General features: G+C 55.0%; 17 protein-coding genes. 10 read left to right on the top strand and 7 right to left on the bottom strand.

Annotated elements, in window-relative coordinates; translation table 11 throughout:
- Window positions 1–108: 108 nt before the first annotated feature.
- Complete coding sequence (locus J4E70_RS11310; protein ID WP_213889464.1) at window positions 109–318, top strand: DUF1902 domain-containing protein; 210 nt, start codon at window positions 109–111, stop codon at window positions 316–318.
- 705 nt (window positions 319–1,023) lie between these two features.
- Here the strand turns inward: J4E70_RS11310 and J4E70_RS11315 are convergent.
- On the bottom strand, window positions 1,024–1,272 hold the full coding sequence (locus tag J4E70_RS11315; protein ID WP_085825391.1) for a DUF4242 domain-containing protein: 249 nt from the start codon (window positions 1,270–1,272) through the stop codon (window positions 1,024–1,026).
- Window positions 1,273–4,254, bottom strand: coding sequence for an ATP-binding protein (locus J4E70_RS11320; protein WP_213889465.1), 2,982 nt, complete (start codon window positions 4,252–4,254; stop codon window positions 1,273–1,275).
- A 138-nt stretch (window positions 4,255–4,392) separates the two neighbouring features.
- Here J4E70_RS11320 and J4E70_RS11325 point away from each other — a divergent pair, with 138 nt between their 5' ends.
- The 3 genes from J4E70_RS11325 to J4E70_RS11335 all read left to right on the top strand — a co-directional run bounded on the left by J4E70_RS11325 (window position 4,393) and on the right by J4E70_RS11335 (window position 6,746).
- Complete coding sequence (locus J4E70_RS11325; protein ID WP_213889468.1) at window positions 4,393–5,250, top strand: class I SAM-dependent methyltransferase; 858 nt, start codon at window positions 4,393–4,395, stop codon at window positions 5,248–5,250.
- Window positions 5,251–5,350: 100 nt separating this feature from the next.
- Window positions 5,351–6,289, top strand: coding sequence for a carbon-nitrogen hydrolase family protein (locus tag J4E70_RS11330; protein ID WP_213889470.1), 939 nt, complete (start codon window positions 5,351–5,353; stop codon window positions 6,287–6,289).
- Between the two features lie 25 nt (window positions 6,290–6,314).
- Window positions 6,315–6,746, top strand: a complete 432-nt coding sequence (locus J4E70_RS11335) for a GFA family protein (RefSeq protein WP_213889472.1) — start codon at window positions 6,315–6,317, stop codon at window positions 6,744–6,746.
- A gap of 589 nt (window positions 6,747–7,335) precedes the next feature.
- On the opposite strand, the gene J4E70_RS11340 is transcribed toward J4E70_RS11335, so the two are convergent.
- Both J4E70_RS11340 and J4E70_RS11345 read right to left on the bottom strand, forming a co-directional pair.
- Window positions 7,336–7,890 (bottom strand): PIN domain-containing protein, encoded by a 555-nt coding sequence (locus J4E70_RS11340; RefSeq protein WP_213889474.1) that lies wholly within the window; start codon window positions 7,888–7,890, stop codon window positions 7,336–7,338.
- Window positions 7,887–8,357: a helix-turn-helix domain-containing protein gene (locus J4E70_RS11345; protein WP_246531716.1), complete on the bottom strand. Its 471-nt coding sequence runs from the start codon at window positions 8,355–8,357 to the stop codon at window positions 7,887–7,889. The genes J4E70_RS11340 and J4E70_RS11345 overlap by 4 nt, the downstream gene beginning before the upstream one ends.
- A 467-nt stretch (window positions 8,358–8,824) precedes the next feature.
- Between J4E70_RS11345 and J4E70_RS11350 the strand changes: the two genes are divergently transcribed.
- Window positions 8,825–9,862 carry an acetamidase/formamidase family protein gene (locus tag J4E70_RS11350; RefSeq protein ID WP_246531717.1) on the top strand — a complete coding sequence of 346 codons (1,038 nt, stop codon included), beginning with the start codon at window positions 8,825–8,827 and terminating at the stop codon, window positions 9,860–9,862.
- Here the strand turns inward: J4E70_RS11350 and J4E70_RS11355 are convergent, their stop codons facing one another.
- Window positions 9,863–10,051 carry a hypothetical protein gene (locus tag J4E70_RS11355; protein WP_213889475.1) on the bottom strand — a complete coding sequence of 63 codons (189 nt, stop codon included), beginning with the start codon at window positions 10,049–10,051 and terminating at the stop codon, window positions 9,863–9,865.
- A gap of 338 nt (window positions 10,052–10,389) precedes the next feature.
- Between J4E70_RS11355 and J4E70_RS11360 the strand changes: the two genes are divergently transcribed.
- The 4 genes from J4E70_RS11360 to J4E70_RS11375 all read left to right on the top strand — a co-directional run bounded on the left by J4E70_RS11360 (window position 10,390) and on the right by J4E70_RS11375 (window position 15,521).
- Window positions 10,390–11,985, top strand: coding sequence for an ABC transporter substrate-binding protein (locus J4E70_RS11360; protein ID WP_213889480.1), 1,596 nt, complete (start codon window positions 10,390–10,392; stop codon window positions 11,983–11,985).
- An 81-nt stretch (window positions 11,986–12,066) separates the two neighbouring features.
- Window positions 12,067–13,053, top strand: coding sequence for an ABC transporter permease (locus tag J4E70_RS11365; protein ID WP_213889485.1), 987 nt, complete (start codon window positions 12,067–12,069; stop codon window positions 13,051–13,053).
- A gap of 3 nt (window positions 13,054–13,056) precedes the next feature.
- Window positions 13,057–13,887, top strand: a complete 831-nt coding sequence (locus J4E70_RS11370; protein ID WP_213889486.1) for an ABC transporter permease — start codon at window positions 13,057–13,059, stop codon at window positions 13,885–13,887.
- On the top strand, window positions 13,884–15,521 hold the full coding sequence (locus J4E70_RS11375; RefSeq protein ID WP_213889487.1) for an ABC transporter ATP-binding protein: 1,638 nt from the start codon (window positions 13,884–13,886) through the stop codon (window positions 15,519–15,521). The genes J4E70_RS11370 and J4E70_RS11375 overlap by 4 nt, the downstream gene beginning before the upstream one ends.
- A 16-nt stretch (window positions 15,522–15,537) precedes the next feature.
- On the opposite strand, the gene J4E70_RS11380 is transcribed toward J4E70_RS11375, so the two are convergent.
- Window positions 15,538–16,308 (bottom strand): alpha/beta fold hydrolase, encoded by a 771-nt coding sequence (locus J4E70_RS11380; protein ID WP_213889489.1) that lies wholly within the window; start codon window positions 16,306–16,308, stop codon window positions 15,538–15,540.
- Window positions 16,305–17,315 (bottom strand): D-cysteate sulfo-lyase, encoded by a 1,011-nt coding sequence (gene cuyA / locus J4E70_RS11385; protein WP_213889491.1) that lies wholly within the window; start codon window positions 17,313–17,315, stop codon window positions 16,305–16,307. Before cuyA ends, J4E70_RS11380 begins: the two co-directional genes overlap by 4 nt.
- 312 nt (window positions 17,316–17,627) lie before the next feature.
- On the opposite strand from cuyA, the gene J4E70_RS11390 reads away from it, so the two are divergent.
- A complete protein-coding gene (locus J4E70_RS11390) occupies window positions 17,628–19,748 on the top strand; it encodes a N,N-dimethylformamidase beta subunit family domain-containing protein (RefSeq protein ID WP_213889493.1) in 2,121 nt (706 codons plus the stop codon).
- The last annotated feature ends 28 nt before the right edge of the window (window positions 19,749–19,776 follow it).

A 19,776-nucleotide genomic window follows, 5' to 3' on the forward strand; every position in this document is an offset into this window, starting at 1 on the left:
TGATCCTCGGGGATCCAGTAGATATAGCTCAAGACTTTCGTGGCACCTTCGGTGAAGTATCAATACAAGACTCCGCTTAGGTAGAGTCTTGTGCTTTATTGGGGCAGCATGAAAAACCGACTCATAAACATAACAGCGACATGGGATGGTAAGACTGGTATCTGGGTTGCAACCAGTACCGATGTACAGGGCTTAGCAATCGAGGCAGAAAGACCTGAGGATCTTGAGAGTAAGGCAGAAACTGCGATTGCCAACCTGTTAGGGCTATCCGATGCAGAGGCGCTTGATGTTATCATCCGCTTTCAATGGATAGCTTAGAGCTTACTTTTTGCAGCATTAGAAATTTTCCTAAGATTGGTATCTTCGTCGCACCCTATCTCGTGCAGGGGTCATTGAATTTTTAATCGATTGTACAATTGACGAACCTAGGAATCTTAAGAACCGACGTGCTGACGTCCTCACAGAAAGCCAAAACCAACAAGGAGTGAGTGCAATCGCCGGAAAGCTGTTTAGAATGAATGTTAATGAGCAAATCGCTCTACTAAACGACGGTAAGGCATCCTTACCCCTCCCCTTTACGGCTGCGCCTTTGCGGGGAGAGCAGCTGCCCTGCAATTCATGGTTTTAATTTTGGAGAATCATGTTGCGGTCGAAGCCTGCAGTGTTGTCCGGCAGCGGGAAAAGTAGACGAGTCCCCTGCCCCGCGTCCAGGTTTCGCTGTTCGCATGGGAGGGCCTATGTGGCGTCGCACAGACCTATGAAAACCTTGATACATTTCTTTGAACAGACGTTTGCGAGCCATGCAGCTAAGGTCTGAATCGAGCCCAAATTTCCTAATACTGCACGATCGACGAACGGGTGCGAAGCGCACACAGCTGACATTGCTCCTCGAGCGACCTGTACCAAACCAGACCTACACACCCAAGGTCAGCGCGGCGAGTCAGCTCCTCCAAGTGGGCCAATGGCACATCAAACAGTATGTGATCTTCTTGCTTTTTAGGGCCGCAGATCGTGCGCATTTTTTCAAACAATAAGATCGGCCGTCCACACGCGCTCAAAATTGGCACCGGCTTCACGCTGGACGTTGCGAACCGATTCAGAATCCCGGGCTTCATACTCGCAAATCATTCTCTTGCGGTCTGTGCTCCAATAGCTTCTGAGCCACGTCACATCGTAAAGGTCGAGGCAAGGAGCCATGCGCTCTTCAGTGGCGGCGAGTTCCTCTTTTGTCAGTGGCAGCTCGAAACTACGTTCGACGATGAATCTGGGCATCTAGAGTCCTTTTCCTTTGGTCATTTTGCGGCGGGATTGCTTCGCGGTCCGCGCGATCTGGCGCGCGCGCGCCGTGAGTTTAAAGGAGGAAGACCACTCATCAAGTTCAGCGGGCGTTACCGGGTTTCCAACCTCCTCGCCCAATAGCAATGCAAGAGACTGAGCAAACGCTTTCTCGTTCTTATTCCCGATCTCATTGGCAAACTCATACGCTTTCCGAGCGAAATCAACCGCTCGAGAAGCGTCGCCATTCTTTCGTTGGCGCTCTGCGGCGAGGTTTAGAATATAGGCTAGGCGAGACTTGTCGTCGGCGGCTTCGAGAGCCTTTATCGCGCCTGTAAATTCTTGGTCGTTTTGCTGCGAGATGGCAATGATCGCGCGAGACAATGGACCCATAGCCCCCTCTCCAATCTTGGTGGCGAGCTTTCCCAGATCGGTGGCATATCCAATCGCCGTGTCCGTGAGATTCTGTTCCAGCGCAATCATCGCGGCCCAGGTCAGGCACTTGCATTCACGCCAGCGGTCTTCGATGTCGCTGGCGAGCTCCAGAGCTTTCTCGATTTCAGCCGCGGCGCGGACTAGGTCTCCTTCCCAATAGGCTAGAAGTCCTCGGCTCCAGGATACCTCAATATCGGAAAGGCCTTCTTGCTGCGCCAACTGATCGGCGTCATGGCTGAGATCGGTGGCCTTGGGGATGTCACGGCCCAGTTCCAGCAAACAACGGGCGGAATTCGCAAGTTGCCTCACCTTTTTCTGCGCATCCATTCGCCTTGCTGCATCAGCGGCGCGTGTCGTTGCCGCAACCGCTGCCTCAAGGTCCCCCAAATCCTGAAAAAGGACGGATAGCAGGTACTCGCCCTGCGCGACCTCATCCGCCATAGCGTGCTGACTGGCTTTGGATATCAGCGATGAGAGGTCGGAGACCAGATTGGGAGCATTACTGTTCGAAATTCCCGAACTCGATAGGACTTGGACCCCCAATAGGGACACGGTCAGACTGATCCGTTCGCTGCCGACATTAAGCTTTCCGGCATGGAACAGACCCTTTCGAGCCAATTCCGACGCTTCGGAATTGGCAAAAGACCTCAATGCATTTTGCCCCGCGATTACTGCCGCGCGAGCAGCGAGAATGTGGTGATCGGACATCGCGCTATGGTGCAGGACTCGAGCGGCCCGGTCAGGGTTTGCAGTCATTTCCATCGCCAGAAGTTCGGCAACCTGGCCATGCATGAGACGCCGCCTTGTGTTCGATAACCTTTCGTAGGCAGCATCTTTTACGAGGTCGTGGATGAACTCAATTGAGCCCGCAAGGAGCGGTCTTATGACCTCGTGGTTTTCAAGTTCTTCGATCACATCCAGAGCTATGTGGATATCCATTCCGGATGCTTCGATCACTATGTCTATTGGAATGCTACGCCCAAAAATTGATGCCCAGGAGGCAAGCGAGACTGCCGCCTGGGACAACCGTTCGATGCGACTGGAGAGAGATTCTTGTAGCGAAACTGTTGTCAGACCATTGTTCGCGCGGGCCAGCTCCATCAAATAAAATGGATTGCCTTGTGCTTCCCTTACAAGGCCATTCACGTCAGTAGCCGGGCGCAGCGCATGCGCAAGTGCACTGGCTTCGATCGCGGATAGCCCGGTCAGGGCGATCCTCTGAGCGTCGCTGCCAAGTCCCGATATTAGGGTCTGCACCGCTTCATTGTCGTCGACCTCACCGGCGCGTGCAGCCAAACAGAAATGCACCTGATCACCGGAGAGATGCCGGATGAGATAGCTCAGCAACGCGCAGGAGGACGGCTCCATCCATTGCAGGTCATCCAGAGCAATCAGGACAGGGCCGAGTTGGGATAGATCGGTCAAGAGGTTTCGAAAACCGTCGAACACCTGCTGTTCCGTCAGGGTATCGGAACTGCCCGACCTGGCACGAAGCATATCACGCAACTTGTGTTGAATATCCGAAACAACCTCAGTTTCGGCCGATTGATCCAGCGCATCCATCCAAACACCGAAAGGGCGCGATCGTTCAACTTCGATCGCACGCGCCGAGAGGCGGCGTGCTCCGTACTCTTTGCCTATTTCAGATAGAAGGGCGGATTTTCCAATGCCGGGTGCGCCAACGATCAGGGCGACGGCGGGGCTGGAGCCACCGAAGGCACTCCGGATAAGCCGACGCTCTTCCTCACGTCCGATGAAGCGGGTCTGAGATCGCGCGCCCGAACCGGAAGCATCACCTTTGGTTTGCAGATTTTCACAAGACGTTTGCAGGTTTGGCGCATGCAGCGGAACGGCTTTGCAGGCCTGATCGAGCGCCTGAGACGGCTCAACCCCAAGCTCCAGCTGAAAGATCTTGCGGCATTGTGCCGCCTGCGCCGCCGCATCTTCTGGCCGCCCAAGTGCCAATAGCAACTCAATAACCCTGATGTGAGCCGGTTCCTCAAACGGATTCATCCCAACAAGCTTGTGTGCGTATTCAAGTGCAGCGGAGGGTTGGTCGCTGTGGCGGGAAATAAGCGTATCAAGGATCTTCGCACGGAGCCTGCCATATCTTGATCTTTCCGACTGGCACCATTCGTAGAAACCATAGCAATCTGATAGTTCCAGACCGTTCAGAAACTCACCCCGATACAACATCTCTATGGCAAGCAGTGTATCGGTCGTGTTGCTTTCGACGTCACCGGAAGCAGCATCGATAAGTGCAACGTCCACGTCTATAGCAGCGGCGTTCAATTCCACTGTGTTTCTGTTTGCTAAAATCGTTTCCGGCCCAAGGGTCGTGCGCAATTTGCTCAAGGACCAGCGCAAAGCCCCGCGTGGATCCTCAGCCTCTTCCCAGAGCAAGTCGCACAGCTCGCTTCGTGAACGTGGGCGCGGGCTGGAAAGCAAATACCCCAGCAAGCCACGGGTCTTCTTGGAGGCCGGAAGGTCGACAGCTTGTCCGTTCAGCGCGACTCGCATGTGCCCGAAAAGTTCGGCATGCAAGGGCGGCGTTTCCCGATTTTCTTCCCTTGGTTGCAAATTTCCACTTTCTTCAAACGCTGGTTCAAACGATCGGCTGCGATGGTGTCCTCGTCAACAAGTAACACACGGGCTTCCAAACCCGGAATTTGGAGAAACAAAATGACGACAGCACAATTCAACCCTGTAGCATATAAGACAGCAACCACGCAGCAATGGCAAAGCGCCGCCAAAGCCTGGAGCGAATGGGGCGGTACGCTGCGTGAATGGCTTGGACCCGCCACTGAAATCATGATCGACGTCGCCGACATCGCCAAGGGCGCAAAAGTTCTGGACGTGGCGGCTGGCGCGGGAGATCAATCGATGCAGATCGCCGACCGTGTAGGTTCGGAAGGCTATGTACTGGCCACAGACATTTCTCCAAACATTCTGGACTATGCTGCGGCCAACGCTCAATCCAGCGGCTACGGCCAGATCGACTTTCAGGTGATGGATGGCGAGGATTTAACAGCCACACCGGAACAGTTCGATGCCGTCGTGTCCCGCGTCGGTCTGATATATTTCCCTGACCAGATGAAAGCCCTGAAGGGCATCCGAAAGGCCCTGAAACCGGGTGGCTGGTTTTCCGCGATTGTCTATTCCACACCAGAAAACAACGGCTTCTTTTCCATACCCGTCGGCATCATACGAACTGCGGCGCAATTGCCTTCACCTGCAAAAGGTCAACCCGGACCGTTCAGCCTCGGTCAGCCCGGTGTCCTGGCGGACTTGCTGCGGGACGCTGGCTTCCAAAACGTACTCGAGAAAACCCTTTCCGCCCCGCTGGAGCTACCAACCGCGGCCGATTGCGTTCGCTTTGAACGTGAAAGCTTTGGAGCACTTCACGAAATGCTCAAAGGGCTCGACGCAGACGAACAATCCAGGGTTTGGAATGAAATCGAAACCGTGCTGTGTGCATTCGAGAACGGCAATGGCTTTTCCGGCCCCTGCGAACTGATCGTCGCCGCCGGTCAGAAGTGACCTCAAACAAAACAACAATACCGTGGTCAGCAAGCCGCATCGCAACATAAGGATCAATGCGCGGGTTTACGCGCCACATCGAAAGCAAAGGAAACCCCCAATGACAAAAGTAGCAATCATCCAAGAACCCCCCGTCTATCTGAACCTTTCCGCCACCATGGACCGCGCCGTAGAGCTTGTCGAAAAAGCGGCCCGGGATGGTGCCAAGCTGACAGTGTTTCCCGAAGCCTGGTTTCCCGGCTACCCTACCTTCGTCTGGCGTCTTCCGCCCGGTGCAGGCATGGGCAAAACCGACGATCTTTTTGCGAAATTGCAGACCAACTCAATCGACCTGAGCCAGAACGGATTCGCGCCCTTGCAAGAGGCCGCTCGTGAAAATGATATGGTGATAGTTGCAGGCTACCAAGAGCTCGACGGAGAGGTCTCGGGATCAACTCTGTTCAATTCTTGCATCACCATCGACGCCGACGGCCGTATCGTGAACAACCACCGCAAGCTGATGCCGACCAATCCAGAACGCATGGTCTGGGGTTTTGGCGACGGGTCCGGTCTGAACGTGGTCGATACGGCCGTTGGTCGCATTGGCGCCCTGATCTGCTGGGAGAACTACATGCCCATGGCGCGGGCTGCGCTTTATACCCAAAACATCGACATCTACGTCGCCCCCACCTGGGACAGCGGCGATACCTGGCTGGCCACAATGCAGCACATCGCCCGAGAAGGTGGTTGTTGGGTGATCGGATGCGCCACGGCGCTGGAGGCATCAGACATCCCCACCGACATCCCGCACTATGACGAACTGTTCCCGAACAAAGACGAATGGGTCAATCCGGGTGACGCAGTTGTCTACAAACCCTTTGGCGATGTTTCAGCCGGGCCTATGCATCGTGAAAAAGGCCTGCTGGTGACCGAAATCGACGTCAGCGCCGCGCGCGCTTCACGCCGGAAATTCGACGCAAGCGGCCACTATGCCCGCCCGGATGTTTTCAAGCTCTCAGTTAATCGAGCAGCAATGCAACCCGTCGCGTTTACCGACTAGCCACAAGGAAAGAAGGAGAAATACCATGTCCAATTCAACTTATAGCGGCCAATGCTTCTGCGGGACCGTAAAATTCAGGGTCTCGGGAACACCGGAAGGAATGGGATATTGCCACTGTGAAAGCTGCCGCTCCTGGTCGGCGTCTCCTGTGAACGGTTTTACGCTCTGGGATCCCCAGAACCTAGAGATCACGGAAGGCGAAGGCCATGTTGGCGAGTACCACAAGACTGAAAACAGCCATCGTAAATTCTGCACGAAATGTGGCGGGCACCTCATGACTGATCATCCGGGAATGGGTTTGGTGGACGTCTTTTCGGCAATGCTCCCAGAACTTGAATTCAAGCCCGGATTGCATGTCCACTATGGCGAAAAGACATTGTCTGTTCCCGATGGCCTGCCGAAATTTGCCGACCTGCCAAAGGAGCTTGGTGGCTCGGGTGCGCAGCTTGCAGAATGAAACCAACCTGTCTTCAGGGCCGACGGTGACTGGCAGCGCTTAACCCGAACTGCTTACCGCCAAGATCGACCGCTCGTTGTGCTTGCAGCGGGCGGCTGTTTTCCGCGTTCCCCTTCAGAGCGGTGTGAAGTGATGCACATATTGCCGACATCGGAGCGCATGCGGCGAATGCTCACTTCGTCCCGCTCAGCAGACTTTCACGCCGACCGAACTGTAGGTCTGCTTCCGACCAGCCCGACCGTTTTCTACAGTTTATCACAATGGCAGTTGTGAGCATGTGAAAATTTGATTGCACCAAGCACGGAATGCTGAATTATTTAGATTCCCCGGGCAAAGAAAATACCCGCGAATCACAGAAATGATCCCCGTTGGGAACTCGAACCCCAAAATAAAATAGGTATGCGGGGTATCATAGGGGGTATTGATAAAAATCGAGTTTCTTTTTTTCGCTTAATAACATATCATTATTCTTTTTAGATGGGTCCTCTTCTGGCACCAATTCTCCATAATTTATTATTTAATATCAAATAGTTACGCGAATTTGAACATTTCATGTCCACCTTCACACCCACCTCTACGATTTTTAAGTCTAAAGCCTGTCGGAATATTTCGATAGGTAATCCCCCGCCTCGTTTAGGCCACGAGATTTCATCAGTTCTAGAAACTCAGAGCCATCCGACACGCTTGTCATTGAGCGTCTCATTTGCGCAAGAGCCTCAAGGGATTGGACGGTAGCGAGATCAATGGTGTTCGTTATGAACTCATCGGACGTGAAAACGTCTACGGTACTGAGTCCGAAATCGCGCTTGTTGTCAGAACAGATCGCGTCAGCACTTTCCTGCAATGCAACAGCAACTACGTGACGGTCATTTTCGTCTACTAGCTGAATTTTTCTCACTAAATGGATGTATCCACTTTCTGCCATAGCACTTGGAAATGCGCGCTCAAGTTGACCACGTCGTTTCGACCCATCACCGCCAAGCTTTGCTATCGCTGTTTCAGTTTCAGTTTCAGTTTCCGTTAAAATTGTGTCGGACCAAATTGGTTTAAAACACTCTGCAGCAGCTAGATTTAGCAGAATGTTTCTATGCAGTCCTTTCGCTAGTACGTCCGCATCTAGAACGACGGAGTAAGGGTTGCTCAAATCTGATCTTCCTGTTCGTCATCAGCGAGCATCTGGCAAAGAATTTCATTTCGAGAGGAATCTTGTTTCTGTTTGTATTCAAATAGGTCAGCAGCTTTTACTCGCCTGTGCCGCCCAACCAGACGGTAAGCAATTTCCTGAGCTTCCAAGAGCTTGATCAAGAATGGTCTACTGACATTAAGTATTGCCGCAGCCTGCTTAGTCGAAAGCTCCGCTTCAATAGGCACTATTTGCACTGACTGCCCCCTTGACACAATTTCGAGAAAAGCTCGAAGTGCGTCACCTAGGGCAACATCAATATGAACTTCTTGTGGCTCTTTGGTATCTAGAGCAGAAAAACAAAATCTGTACCCACCGCCACGCCCACGCGTTATGTCCATAATGCGCTTTAGTCGCGTTGCGTCGTCTTGCTCAACCTGAGTGGGTAAGCGATCTCCAAATATTGATGCTTGAAGCAATGCCATCATTAATTCCCCATATTCTTACATGTAATATATGCAATAAACGCAATAAATGCAATAAATGCAATAAATATAGGGCTGAATTTTGTCTAGAATCAGTAACTTATTGAAAACGATTCGAATTTTTCTCACAACACAGTAATAATTGATGTGACATCCACAAATGTGATCGGACTATTTGTGGTGGGGTAGCAGCGGTTTGCACCCTGTCGCCACACCACCCATTCGTGATTTTTTGTATTCGTAAAGTGAGAATTAGTCTCTCACCGACAATAGTTCGGGAGCTTATAAACTCTTGCCAACCTCCATGCCCTGCTCAACCAAGTTTCTTCTGACAGTAGCTCGCGAGTTCTCCCGGGGTTGGGTGGCCTGGGGCCGATTGGTCAAGCGGGTGCCGGAATATGTTAAATCTTTGGTTCGTCGCGGTGCCTGTGCTAAGCCTTTCTTGCCGGAAAGGTCAGCGCTTCACATGAATGGCTGAACCACTCAAAGTGATTGGACATGTTTACGATGTGGAGGGGCCTCAAAATGCTGAGCAAAGAACGACTTGCAGATCAAAGACTGACAACGCGATGAGTGTGGTTCTAAAAGCATCGACCGAGACCTGCCACTGGGGCTTTTTCGACGCAGCACTTCCGCCAACACTCACAATCGAAAGTGGCGACAAGATCACAATCGATAGCATCTCTGGCGGGCCTCAAAACCTGCCAGGCGCTGGATTTCATGTGCCCCCTGAACTACTGGAAATGCATGCAGCAGGTGTGCCTACCATTCCAGGGCATCTTCTGACCGGACCGGTTGCCATTGCGGGTGCGATGCCCGGCGACGTACTGCAGGTCGATATTCTGGACGTTGCGTTACGTCAGGACTGGGGCTTCAACCTTATCCGACCTCTTGCGGGCACCCTACCCCAGGATTTTCCTGAACCGCATCACACCATCATTCCGCTTGATGCAGACCGCGGGGTTGGCACGCTGCCTTGGGGGCTTGAGCTGGACTTGAACCCATTCTTTGGTGTCATGGGCGTTGCCCCGCCGCCCGCTTGGGGGCGGATTTCGACGATTGAGCCACGGGTAAATGGCGGCAACATCGACAATAAGGAACTGGTGGCGGGCACGACGCTTTATCTGCCCGTGTTTGCCGAAGGCGCGCTGTTTTCTTGCGGCGACGGCCACGGCGTCCAAGGCGATGGCGAGGTTTGCGTCACGGCCATTGAAACCGCACTTCAGGGACGCTTTCGTCTAACGGTCTTGAAAGATTGCGACCTGACTTACCCTCAGGCTGAAACCCCGACGCATTACATCACGATGGGCATGGCCCCTGACCTTGATCGCTGCGTTGAGATGGCACTGCGCGACATGATCAAACTGGTATCTCAGCAGGCGGGTATAAGCCGCGAGGACGCTTATATGCTGTGCAGCCTCGCTGGGGATTTGCGCATCACCCAGACGGTCAATCACGAAAAGGGAGTCCATATGATGATGGCGAAGAACCTGATTGACACCGCCTGATCAGGCATCCGCTTCACGCACGTCCGGCGCATACCTGAGCCCGCCACCGACAAAATTAATCGCCAGAACCACAAGCATGATTGCAAGGCCCAGAAAGACCCCAAGCCACCATGCCTGAGAGTTAAAGCTGCGCCTATCTTCCAGAATAAGCTCCGTTGCGGAATTGCGCAGGCTCTCCGCTGTCAGCAAAGAGCGCTACGCGGGTTTTTGATGGAGGAGGTAAAGTGCAAAAGCCGGCCGTCGCATGAAGCGCGACGAACATTGTCTTTCTGTATCACGCTAATAAGACCCAATTGCGCTGGCTTCAGACTCGTGGAAGGGCGCTTTTACCTACAGACATCGCGATTTTGGCTAAAAAAGTGGCAATTAGCCAAACATTGCTGCAATATTATCCGAGTGTTAACCTTTCGGTTGATTCTAAACCGTCGAAAAAGGTCAATGACGTCGGGACCATACCAGACTCGTTTGACGGTAGAAAAGCAATTCGATACCGACTCAAGGACGAATGCAAACAGGGAGTAAAATGAATGAATTTTAAGGCTCTACTCATGGGCGCGACCTGGGCGATTGGGCTCGCCCTCTCGCCCATTACCGCAATTGCCCAGAACTCTGGCGGAAATCTCGTTTATCTGGTACAGCCAGAACCGCCTTCACTGGCGTCATTTCTGTCAACCTCAGGGCCCATCGGTCTCGTTGCTCCAAAGATATATGATGGTCTGTTTGACTACGACACCGATCTGCAGATCGTGCCATCCCTCGCCGAAAGCTATGAGGTCAGCGAAGACGGCAAGACCGTCACATTCAAGCTGCGTCAAGGTGTCGTTTGGCACGATGGCGCACCTTTCACGTCGGCTGACGTTGCCTTTACCGTCATGGATGTTCTAAAGCAGGTGCACCCACGTGGGCCAAATTCATTCCGCGAAGTGACATCAATCGATACTCCGGACGATTATACCGCCGTATTCAATCTTGAAAATCCGGCTCCTTACATGCTGCGGGCGCTGTCGGTCTATGAAAGCCCAATGGTGCCAAAGCATCTTTTGGAAGGACAGGATCCGCGCAATTCTGATCTGGCCACAAATCCAGTTGGAACCGGACCTTTCAGATTCGTAGAATGGAGAAAGGGCCAGTACATCCGTCTTGATAAGAACGAAAACTACTGGAAGCCTGGGCTGCCGCTGCTTGATCGCATCGTCGGACGTTTCATACCGGATGCCTCGACACGTACTGCTGCCATGGAAAACGGCGAAGTGATGTACGGTGCCTACGGTGCTATCCCCAACATTGACGCAGTCCGTTTGCGCGAAATGGACGGCTTTTCGGTCACGACTGATGGTTATGCGATGATCAACCCGATGGCGTTGATCGAGTTCAACACCACCAAACCACCCTTTGACAATCCAGCCATGCGTCGGGCGGTGTCACTGGTCATGGACCGTCAGTTCCTGATCGACAACATCTGGTTTGGTTACGGGAAACCCGCCACTTCGGCACTGTCTTCGAACTTTGACAAGGTCGGTCTCTATAGGTCCGGATTGCCGAACTATCCTGCGACAGGTGACTTGGAAGCGGCGATCAAAGAACTCGACGATGCCGGGATCATGCCAGATGCTGACGGCGTTCGCGCAAGTATCACGCTTGACCTGATCCCTTACGGCGAAGACTGGCGCCGGGCTGGTGAGTACATGAAGCAGGCGATGAAACCGCTAGGGATCGAAGTTGAGCTACGTTACGAAGACGTGCCCACTTGGCTGAACCGTATCTACGCTGAATACGACTTCGAGATGAACGTGAACTACTTCTACCAGCTGCCCGATCCGGTGCTGGGAGTTCACCGTCACTATGGCACGGACCAGATCCGTCAGGGCACACACTTTGTGAACTCATCGCGGTATTCCAACCCAGAGCTTGACGCACTGCTGGCTGCTGGTGCGCAAGAACCCGACGCTACAAAAAGGGCAGAAATCTATGGCGAGATCCAAGAGATCTTGGCAACCGACATGCCAGTGGCAAACCTGTTCGAGATGGAATTCCTGACTGTCTACAACGACAAGCTGGCAGACCATGCGACATCTGCGATGGGGGCTTACGGCCCGTTCGAGAACGCCTCGATCACCGAGTGACACTGTCACTTCAAAACGCAGTCTGAAAAAGGCACCGGTCAGAAACTGGCCGGTGCCAACTATTAAAGGGGTCAACACGTCATGGAGGGTTCAAAGCGTCGCGCAAGATATGTGCTGAAGCGTCTCATTCAGGCTGTTCCAATTGTTCTTGCCATCGTTGTGCTCAACTTTTTCCTGTTACAACTGGCCGAAGGCGACGCGGTTGATGTGCTCGCCGGCGAGGCGGGTTCTGCAACGCCAGAGTATATGGCTGAGTTGCGCGAAAAGTTCGGTCTGGATAAGCCGTTGATCGTGCAGCTGGGCGTCTACCTCAAGAATGTTGTGACCCTCGATCTCGGTTATTCCTTCCGCCACGATATGCCGGTCAGCCAACTTGTGTTTGACCGCTTCATTCCGACTTTACTTTTGATGACGTCAACAATCTTTCTGGCCGTCGGGTTGGGTATCGTTCTTGGCCTCGTTGCGGCCTCTGGCCTGAACACCTGGCGGGACACTGCGATCTCGATCTTCGCGCTGATCACCTACGCGACCCCCCTGTTCTGGGTCGGGTTAATGCTGATCGTCGTGTTCTCGTTGAACCTTGGGTGGTTCCCAACGTCAGGCATGGAGGATTTCGCAATGTTCTATGAAGGCTGGGACAGGGTCGTGGACATCGCCCATCACCTCGTCCTGCCGACCATTACGCTGTCGCTGTTTTATCTTGCCCTATACACGCGGTTGATGCGTGCTTCGATGCTGGAACAGGCGGGACAAGACTATGTCACCACAGCCCGCGCTAAAGGCCTGACAGAGCGGCGCATCGTCTTTGTTCACGTCTTGCGCAACGCGCTGTTGCCGGTCGTCACCATGGCGGGCGTGCAGGTGGGCGCACTGATCGGAGGCTCGGTGATCGTGGAATCGGTCTTTGCATGGCCCGGTCTTGGGATGCTCGCGTTTGAGGCGCTTTTCGCCCGTGATCTGAACCTGCTTTTGGGTATTTTCCTGCTGTCCGCCGTACTCGTCGTGGCAGTCAATCTGGTCGTGGACATTATCTATTCCACCCTCGACCCCCGCATTGAGATGGCCTGACCCATGGCATTTTGGAGACTTTTCGCCCGCAACCGCTCGGCCGTCATGGGGATGATCATCTTGATCCTTATTTTCCTGATGGCGATCTCGGCGCCGCTCTTTTTTCCGGCCGATCCCTTTAGCTTGGCAGGTCAATCCATGTCACCGCCGGGCGAGAACGGATTCCTTTTGGGCAGCGACTCACTTGGCCGGGACGTTGCGGCTGGGATTGCGCACGGAGCTAAGACGTCTTTGCTGATCGGCTTGCTAGCCACGCTGGTGGCCGTGTTCATCGGTGTCATCATGGGCGCCCTTGCGGGCTATTACGGCGGCATCGTCGACAACCTGTTGATGCGCACGACCGAGATGTTCCAGACGATCCCTTCCTTCCTGTTCGCGATCTTGCTGGTCGCGATCATGAAGCCCTCAATCGAAAGTATCGTCATCGCGATTGCTGTCGTCTCATGGCCAGCCGTCGCACGTTTGGTGCGCGGAGAGTTTCTGAGCCTTAGAAACCGCGAATTTGTACTAGCCTGCCATACGCTTGGCATGGGCGACGTGCGCATCATGCTGGGGGAAATCCTGCCCAACTGCTTGTCTCCGATCATCGTGATCGGCTCTCTTATGGTTGCCACTGCGATCTTAATCGAAAGTGGGTTGGCTTTCCTTGGTCTGGGTGATCCAAACATCATGAGCTGGGGATTCCAGATCGGTGCCGGACGGACATTGCTACGCTCAGCCTGGTGGGTGTGCACCTTCCCGGGTATCGCCATCTTGCTGACGGTGTTGGCCATCAACCTTGTGGGAGAAGGCTTGAACGACGCCTTAAACCCCCGCCTGAGGGATAGATCATGACCCGCCTTCTTGACATCAAAGACTTGCACGTCGGCCTGCCCGCCGGGGGTCAGCGGCAATACGCGGTTGAGTCTGCGAACCTGCATCTGGACGCCAACGAAATCCTTTGCGTGGTAGGCGAGTCCGGATCAGGCAAATCCCTGACAGCCCGCGCCATCATGGGTCTGCTGCCAAAACCGCATGTGCACATCGCCAAGGGTCAGGTCAACTTTCAGGGCGAAGACCTTGCCGCCGCCAGCGAGGCCCGTCTGCGGCAAATCCGTGGGTCTGAAATTTCGATGATCTTTCAAGAGCCGATGACCGCCTTGAACCCTGTTATGACCATTGGCGGGCAGATCGACGAAGTCTTCCGTTTCCACGAAAAAATGCCTGGCCATGAACGTCGCAGCCGGGCACTTAAACTGTTGCAGGACGTGCAACTGCCAGACCCCGAACAAGCCCTTGGCGCCTATCCGCACCAGTTGTCGGGTGGGCAACGCCAGCGCGCAATGATCGCAATGGCCTTAGCACTTGACCCTAAAATCCTGATCGCGGATGAACCGACCACAGCGCTCGACGTGACCACGCAGGCGCAGGTCCTGCGGTTGATCAAGCAGATGCAGGAAACCCACGGTACAGGCGTTGTCTTCATCACCCACGATTTCGGGGTCGTCGCTGATATTGCTGACCGTGTGGCCGTGATGCAGAATGGGCTCGTGGTCGAAACCGGCCCGACCGAAGAAGTCCTGCGTAGACCGAGCCACCCATATACCCAAGCCCTCATGGCGGCGGTGCCGTCACTGATCCCACGGGCCGCGCGGCCCCGCGCCGAAGAAAAGGTTCTACGCGTTAATGCGCTGACCAAGACCTATCGTGGCGGCGGTGGGCTATTTGGCGGCAAGGTGCGCGTGGTTCACGCGGCCAAGGAAGTGACGCTTGATCTGACCCGGGGCGAAACGCTTGGGATCGTCGGCGAATCTGGGTCAGGAAAATCCACGGTCGCGCGATGCATTGTCCGTCTAAACGATGCAGAGGCCGGGGAAATCCTTTTGGGTGACACCGATTTGCGCCCCTTGGGCCGAGCCGCTATGCGCCCGCATCGTGCCAAAATTCAGATGGTATTTCAGGACCCCTTTGCCTCGCTCAATCCCCGCTCAAAGGTCGGGCGGATTATCGCGCAAGGGCCCGAGATGTATGGTGCCAGCCGCAGCGAGGCCCGCGAAAAAGCGCTGGAGTTGCTACGGATCGTCGGGTTAGACGGCCGGGCTTACGACCGCTTCCCGCATGAGTTTTCAGGTGGTCAGCGGCAACGCATCGGCATTGCCCGGGCACTTGCGCTAGAACCGGAGATTTTGGTCGCGGATGAGCCGGTATCGGCGCTGGACGTTTCCATACAGGCGCAAATCCTCGATCTTCTGGACGAAATCCGCGACCGCATGAACCTGTCGATGATCTTTATCACCCACGATCTGCGCGTTGCAGCGCAGGTCTGCGACAGGATTGCAGTGATGCAAAGTGGTGAGATGGTAGAGATCGGACCAACGGCTGAGCTTTTCGCCAATCCGCAGCATCCCTACACAACAGAATTGCTGGCTGCCGTGCCGGGAAAGGGATGGTTTTCAGCCGATGGAAAAGCGCTGACCGAAGCGTCTTAAAAAAGTCACTCAGCGCTCAGTAGGCTTCTTTCAGGAACCGCGCCACGATCTGATTGAACAGCGCGGGTTCCTCAAGGTGGGCGGCATGCGCACAGCTGGGTAGAACGCATAGGCTGCTGTCCGGGATGCCACGCCAAAGCGCTTGGGGCTGTGCCCAACCGTAGGATCGGTCACGATCCCCCCAGATTACCAGCGTCTTTTGCGTGATGTGCGCCAAGGCTGCCCGGCCATCCCAGTTTTCCATCGCAGTCAGCCCGCCAAGTGCGGTCTGTTCGCTGACCTTTTCGCCAAGCTGGACACACATCGGATAGCCTGCGGCCTGATCGCCTTGGGCGAACCAGGTCGCCGCGATGCGCTGTGCTGTGTCTGGCACGCCCTCGGCGCGGACACGGGCACGCGACACCTCTATCGTTTCAAACCGATCGGGCAAGATACCCCGTGGCCCAGTGCCGTAACAGATCAACCGGTCGACCCGCTCAGGGGCCATAGACACCATCTGCTGCACGATCATACCGCCCATAGAATGCCCCAGAAGATGAAACCGGCCGATGTCTTGTTCAGTCAGATCCGCCAGAACCTGCTGGGCAAATCCTGCAATGCTATCCTGTCCATCACGCGCCCAGCTGCTCCCGTAACCGGTCAATTCCGGGGTAATGACGTCAAGGTAGGGGCTCAGCGCGTCCAGCTGTGCCTCCCACTGGGCAGCACCTCCCAGATAGCCATGAACTAGCACCAGCGGAGCCCTTGCCTCACGTCGAATACTGGCGAGGGGGGCGGTCTTTGTCATCCGCGTCGCTGTTTTGAAAAGAGGTGCTCATATGCGAAAAGTGCCGCCGACCCACCAGTGTGAATGAACACCACCGTTTCACCCTTTTTCAGCACGCCTTGCTGGATTAATCCGATCATACCGGCCATGCCCTTGCCCGAGTAAACCGGATCAAGGATAATCGCCTCTTCAGCAGCCAGAAGCGAGATCGCATCGACCATGCTATCCGTCGGCTGACCGTAGCCCGGCCCCACGTATTCATCATAGGCTTCAACCATCTCAACGGGCAGCTCTGCTTTGACGCCAATCAGGTCAGCGGTGGCCACGGCCAGCCTGTGCACATTTGCAATTTGGGCCTCGCGTTTGGCGCGGACCGAAATCCCGATGACATCGATGGGTGCGCTGATAGCATGCAATCCCGCCAGAAGGCCCGCCTGCGTTCCAGCACTGCCGGTCGCATGCACGATCTTGTCGATCTTCAGCCCAATCGTGTCGGCTTGATAGACAAGTTCGGCTGCCGCCTGAGCATAGCCCAAAGCGCCAACAGGGTTAGAGCCACCGCCGGGAATGAAATAGGGCTTTTTGCCCTTTTCACGCAGGCTGTCTGCTAGCGCCATCGCCTCAGTATTCATATCCGATCCGTTGGGCCGAAACGCATATTCCAAGCGGAGCATATCATCCAATAGGACGTTTCCCGTGGTCTCATAGTTGTCCCCGGCGTTCTCGACCCGGCGTTCGAGCAGCGCGTGACAGGTCATCCCAACCTTGCGCGCCGCCGCCGCCGTCTGGCGGACGTGATTGGACTGGGTCGCCCCCTGCGTTACAAGCGCATCGGCTCCTTTTGCCATCGCATCGGCCACCAGAAACTCTAGCTTGCGGGTCTTATTTCCGCCCGTGGCAAGCCCGGTGCAATCGTCGCGCTTAATGTAGATGTCAGGTCCGCCGAGCGCTTTGGTCAGATTGTCGAGTTTTTCCAGTGGTGTCGGGAAATGGCCAAGTTTGACACGTGGAAAGCGGGCAAGATGCATGGGATGTTTTCCTTTGGGTCCCGGACAGATGGCCCGGTCTGATTTATTATTGCGACTGCACTTAGCGTGATGTCAACCCAAACAAGGTCGTGTCCGGCGTACTGTTGATCGAGACTGAAATTACGTCCCATCCCGTGAAGGTCTGATCATGTGAGGCGGTTAATCCGGTTCACGTTAGCATCCTTATGTCTCACACAATATTCGCGACTTTCGCGCCGCAGTCAACGCCCAAGACACATGCGGTGCCCCGACACATTGCCATAGCAAACCGAATGGGTAATAGAATGGCAACCATTTCAGAGGACGGGCACTATGGCGAAACAACCAAAAGACATACCGCTTCTGGGATATGTTGACCGCCTCTCTGCCCGGCCCGGTGACACCCTTGAATTCAAGGTGTCGTCTACGTCTTCGGAACGATTCCAAGCCCGCTTGATGCGATCCATCAGCGCTGATCCCAATCCCGAGGGGCCGGGCATCGTGGAAGAAGACGCATCCCCTTATTTCAAGCAGTCGACCTACCCATCAGTGCATCGGCCCTTCGCCGCGGGCTCTTACGGGATCGGACAGACCAGCGTGACGGCTACCCCGGCATCCGAGGTCACCCTGACGGCACGTATCTATCCGACATTTCGCAGCGAACAGCCGCAGACCGTTGTAGGCATCGGACGCTACGATCTTAGGATCGACACAGACGGCGCGATCAGCCTTGCGATCGATGGGCGCACCGTCACATTGGGACAAGCTATGATCCTGCGCCGCTGGTATAACATCCAAGCCAGTATCACCCAGGACACGATCACCGTCGCGCAAAGCCCGATCGGACACAGCGTCGACGCCGCAAAAGACACGACAGATGACGGCGCTGCCGATCTGTCACTCTCTGGTCGGCCCACAATTGCCGCGCACCTGATCGACGGGGCGCCAGCACAACATTTCAACGGCAAGATTGAGGCCCCCACGATCACGGTCGACGGACAGTTGTTTTGCCATTGGAACTTGGCCAAGGACATCTCAAGCTGTGTTGTGCCCGCACAGGCCGGGCCGGACTTGAAGCTGATAAACTATCCCGCTCGTGCGGTAACAGGGTCCGCTTGGGACGGGTCAGAAATGAACTGGACCCACAAACCAACGCATTATGCGGCGGCCCATTTTCATCAGGACGACATCTACGATTTTGGATGGGACACCGACTTTTCCTACACCCTGCCCGATGACATCCCGTCTGGCGTCTATGTCATGCGCATCAGTTGCGAAGGACTTGAGGACGCGATCCCGTTCTTCGTCTGCCCTCCGTTGGGAAAGCCCAATGCAAAGCTCTGCGTGCTGGTCTCGACCTTCACCTACGCCATCTACGGCAACCACGCGCGGCCCGACTACAAGCCTTTATGGCTGGACAAAATCAACGACTGGAACGCCTATCCCTATAACCCGGCCGAACACCCGGAGTATGGCCTGTCGACCTACAATTACCACGCCGACGGGTCGGGGATTTGTCATGCCTCCCACAAGCGGCCCCTTTTTAATCTCAAACCGGGGTATTTTACGTTCGGCGAAACCAAATGTTCCGGCCTGCGCCACTTTCCCGCCGATATGCACCTCATCGCGTGGCTGCATGCCAAGGGGATCGACTACGACATCGTGACCGACAGGGAATTGCATGACGACGGCGTGGCTGCAATTGCTGGCTACTGCGCCGTGACCACAGGCACCCATCCCGAATACCATACCAGCAAAACCCTGAACGCACTGCGCGACTATCGCGACGACGGCGGCCATCTGCTTTATCTCGGCGGAAATGGGTTCTATTGGCGCATCGCACTGCACCCCGAAAGCGAGGATATGCTTGAGATCCGCCGCGCCGAGGACGGCATTCGCGCCTGGGCTGCAGAGCCGGGCGAATACTACAATGCCTTCGACGGCACCTACGGAGGGCTGTGGCGTCGCAATGGGCGGCCCCCGCAAGATCTTGTCGGGATCGGGTTCGCGGCCCAAGGTGAGTTCTTTGGCGACCCATACCACCGGGTGTGTACCGACGCCGCTTATGATTGGGTCTTTGAAGGCGTTCAGGACGCGCTGATCGGTAACTATGGGTTTTCCGGGAACGGTGCTGCGGGGTTCGAACTCGATCATATGGATCACAGTCTTGGGACACCCCAAAACACGGTCCTGCTGGCGCAGTCGGTGACTCGTGACAACGGCTTCATGCTGGTGCCTGAAGAACAATTGACCCATCTGACAAATCTATCAGGCGGCACTGCAAAAGACGCAATGCATGCAGACATGGTCCTTATCGACTACCCGGGCGGAGGATCCGTTTTCTCCACAGGATCCATCACCTTCTGCGGGAGTCTCCCTTGGAACAACTTCGACAACGACGTCTCGCAGCTGCTAAAAAACGTCATGACGCGTGCGCTAGCGACAGGTGTTTGAGATTTGTGCCGGGCCGAAAAGGATGGCT

The sequence above is a fragment of the Pseudohalocynthiibacter aestuariivivens genome (assembly GCF_018457175.1).
GTDB lineage: Bacteria > Pseudomonadota > Alphaproteobacteria > Rhodobacterales > Rhodobacteraceae > Pseudohalocynthiibacter > Pseudohalocynthiibacter aestuariivivens.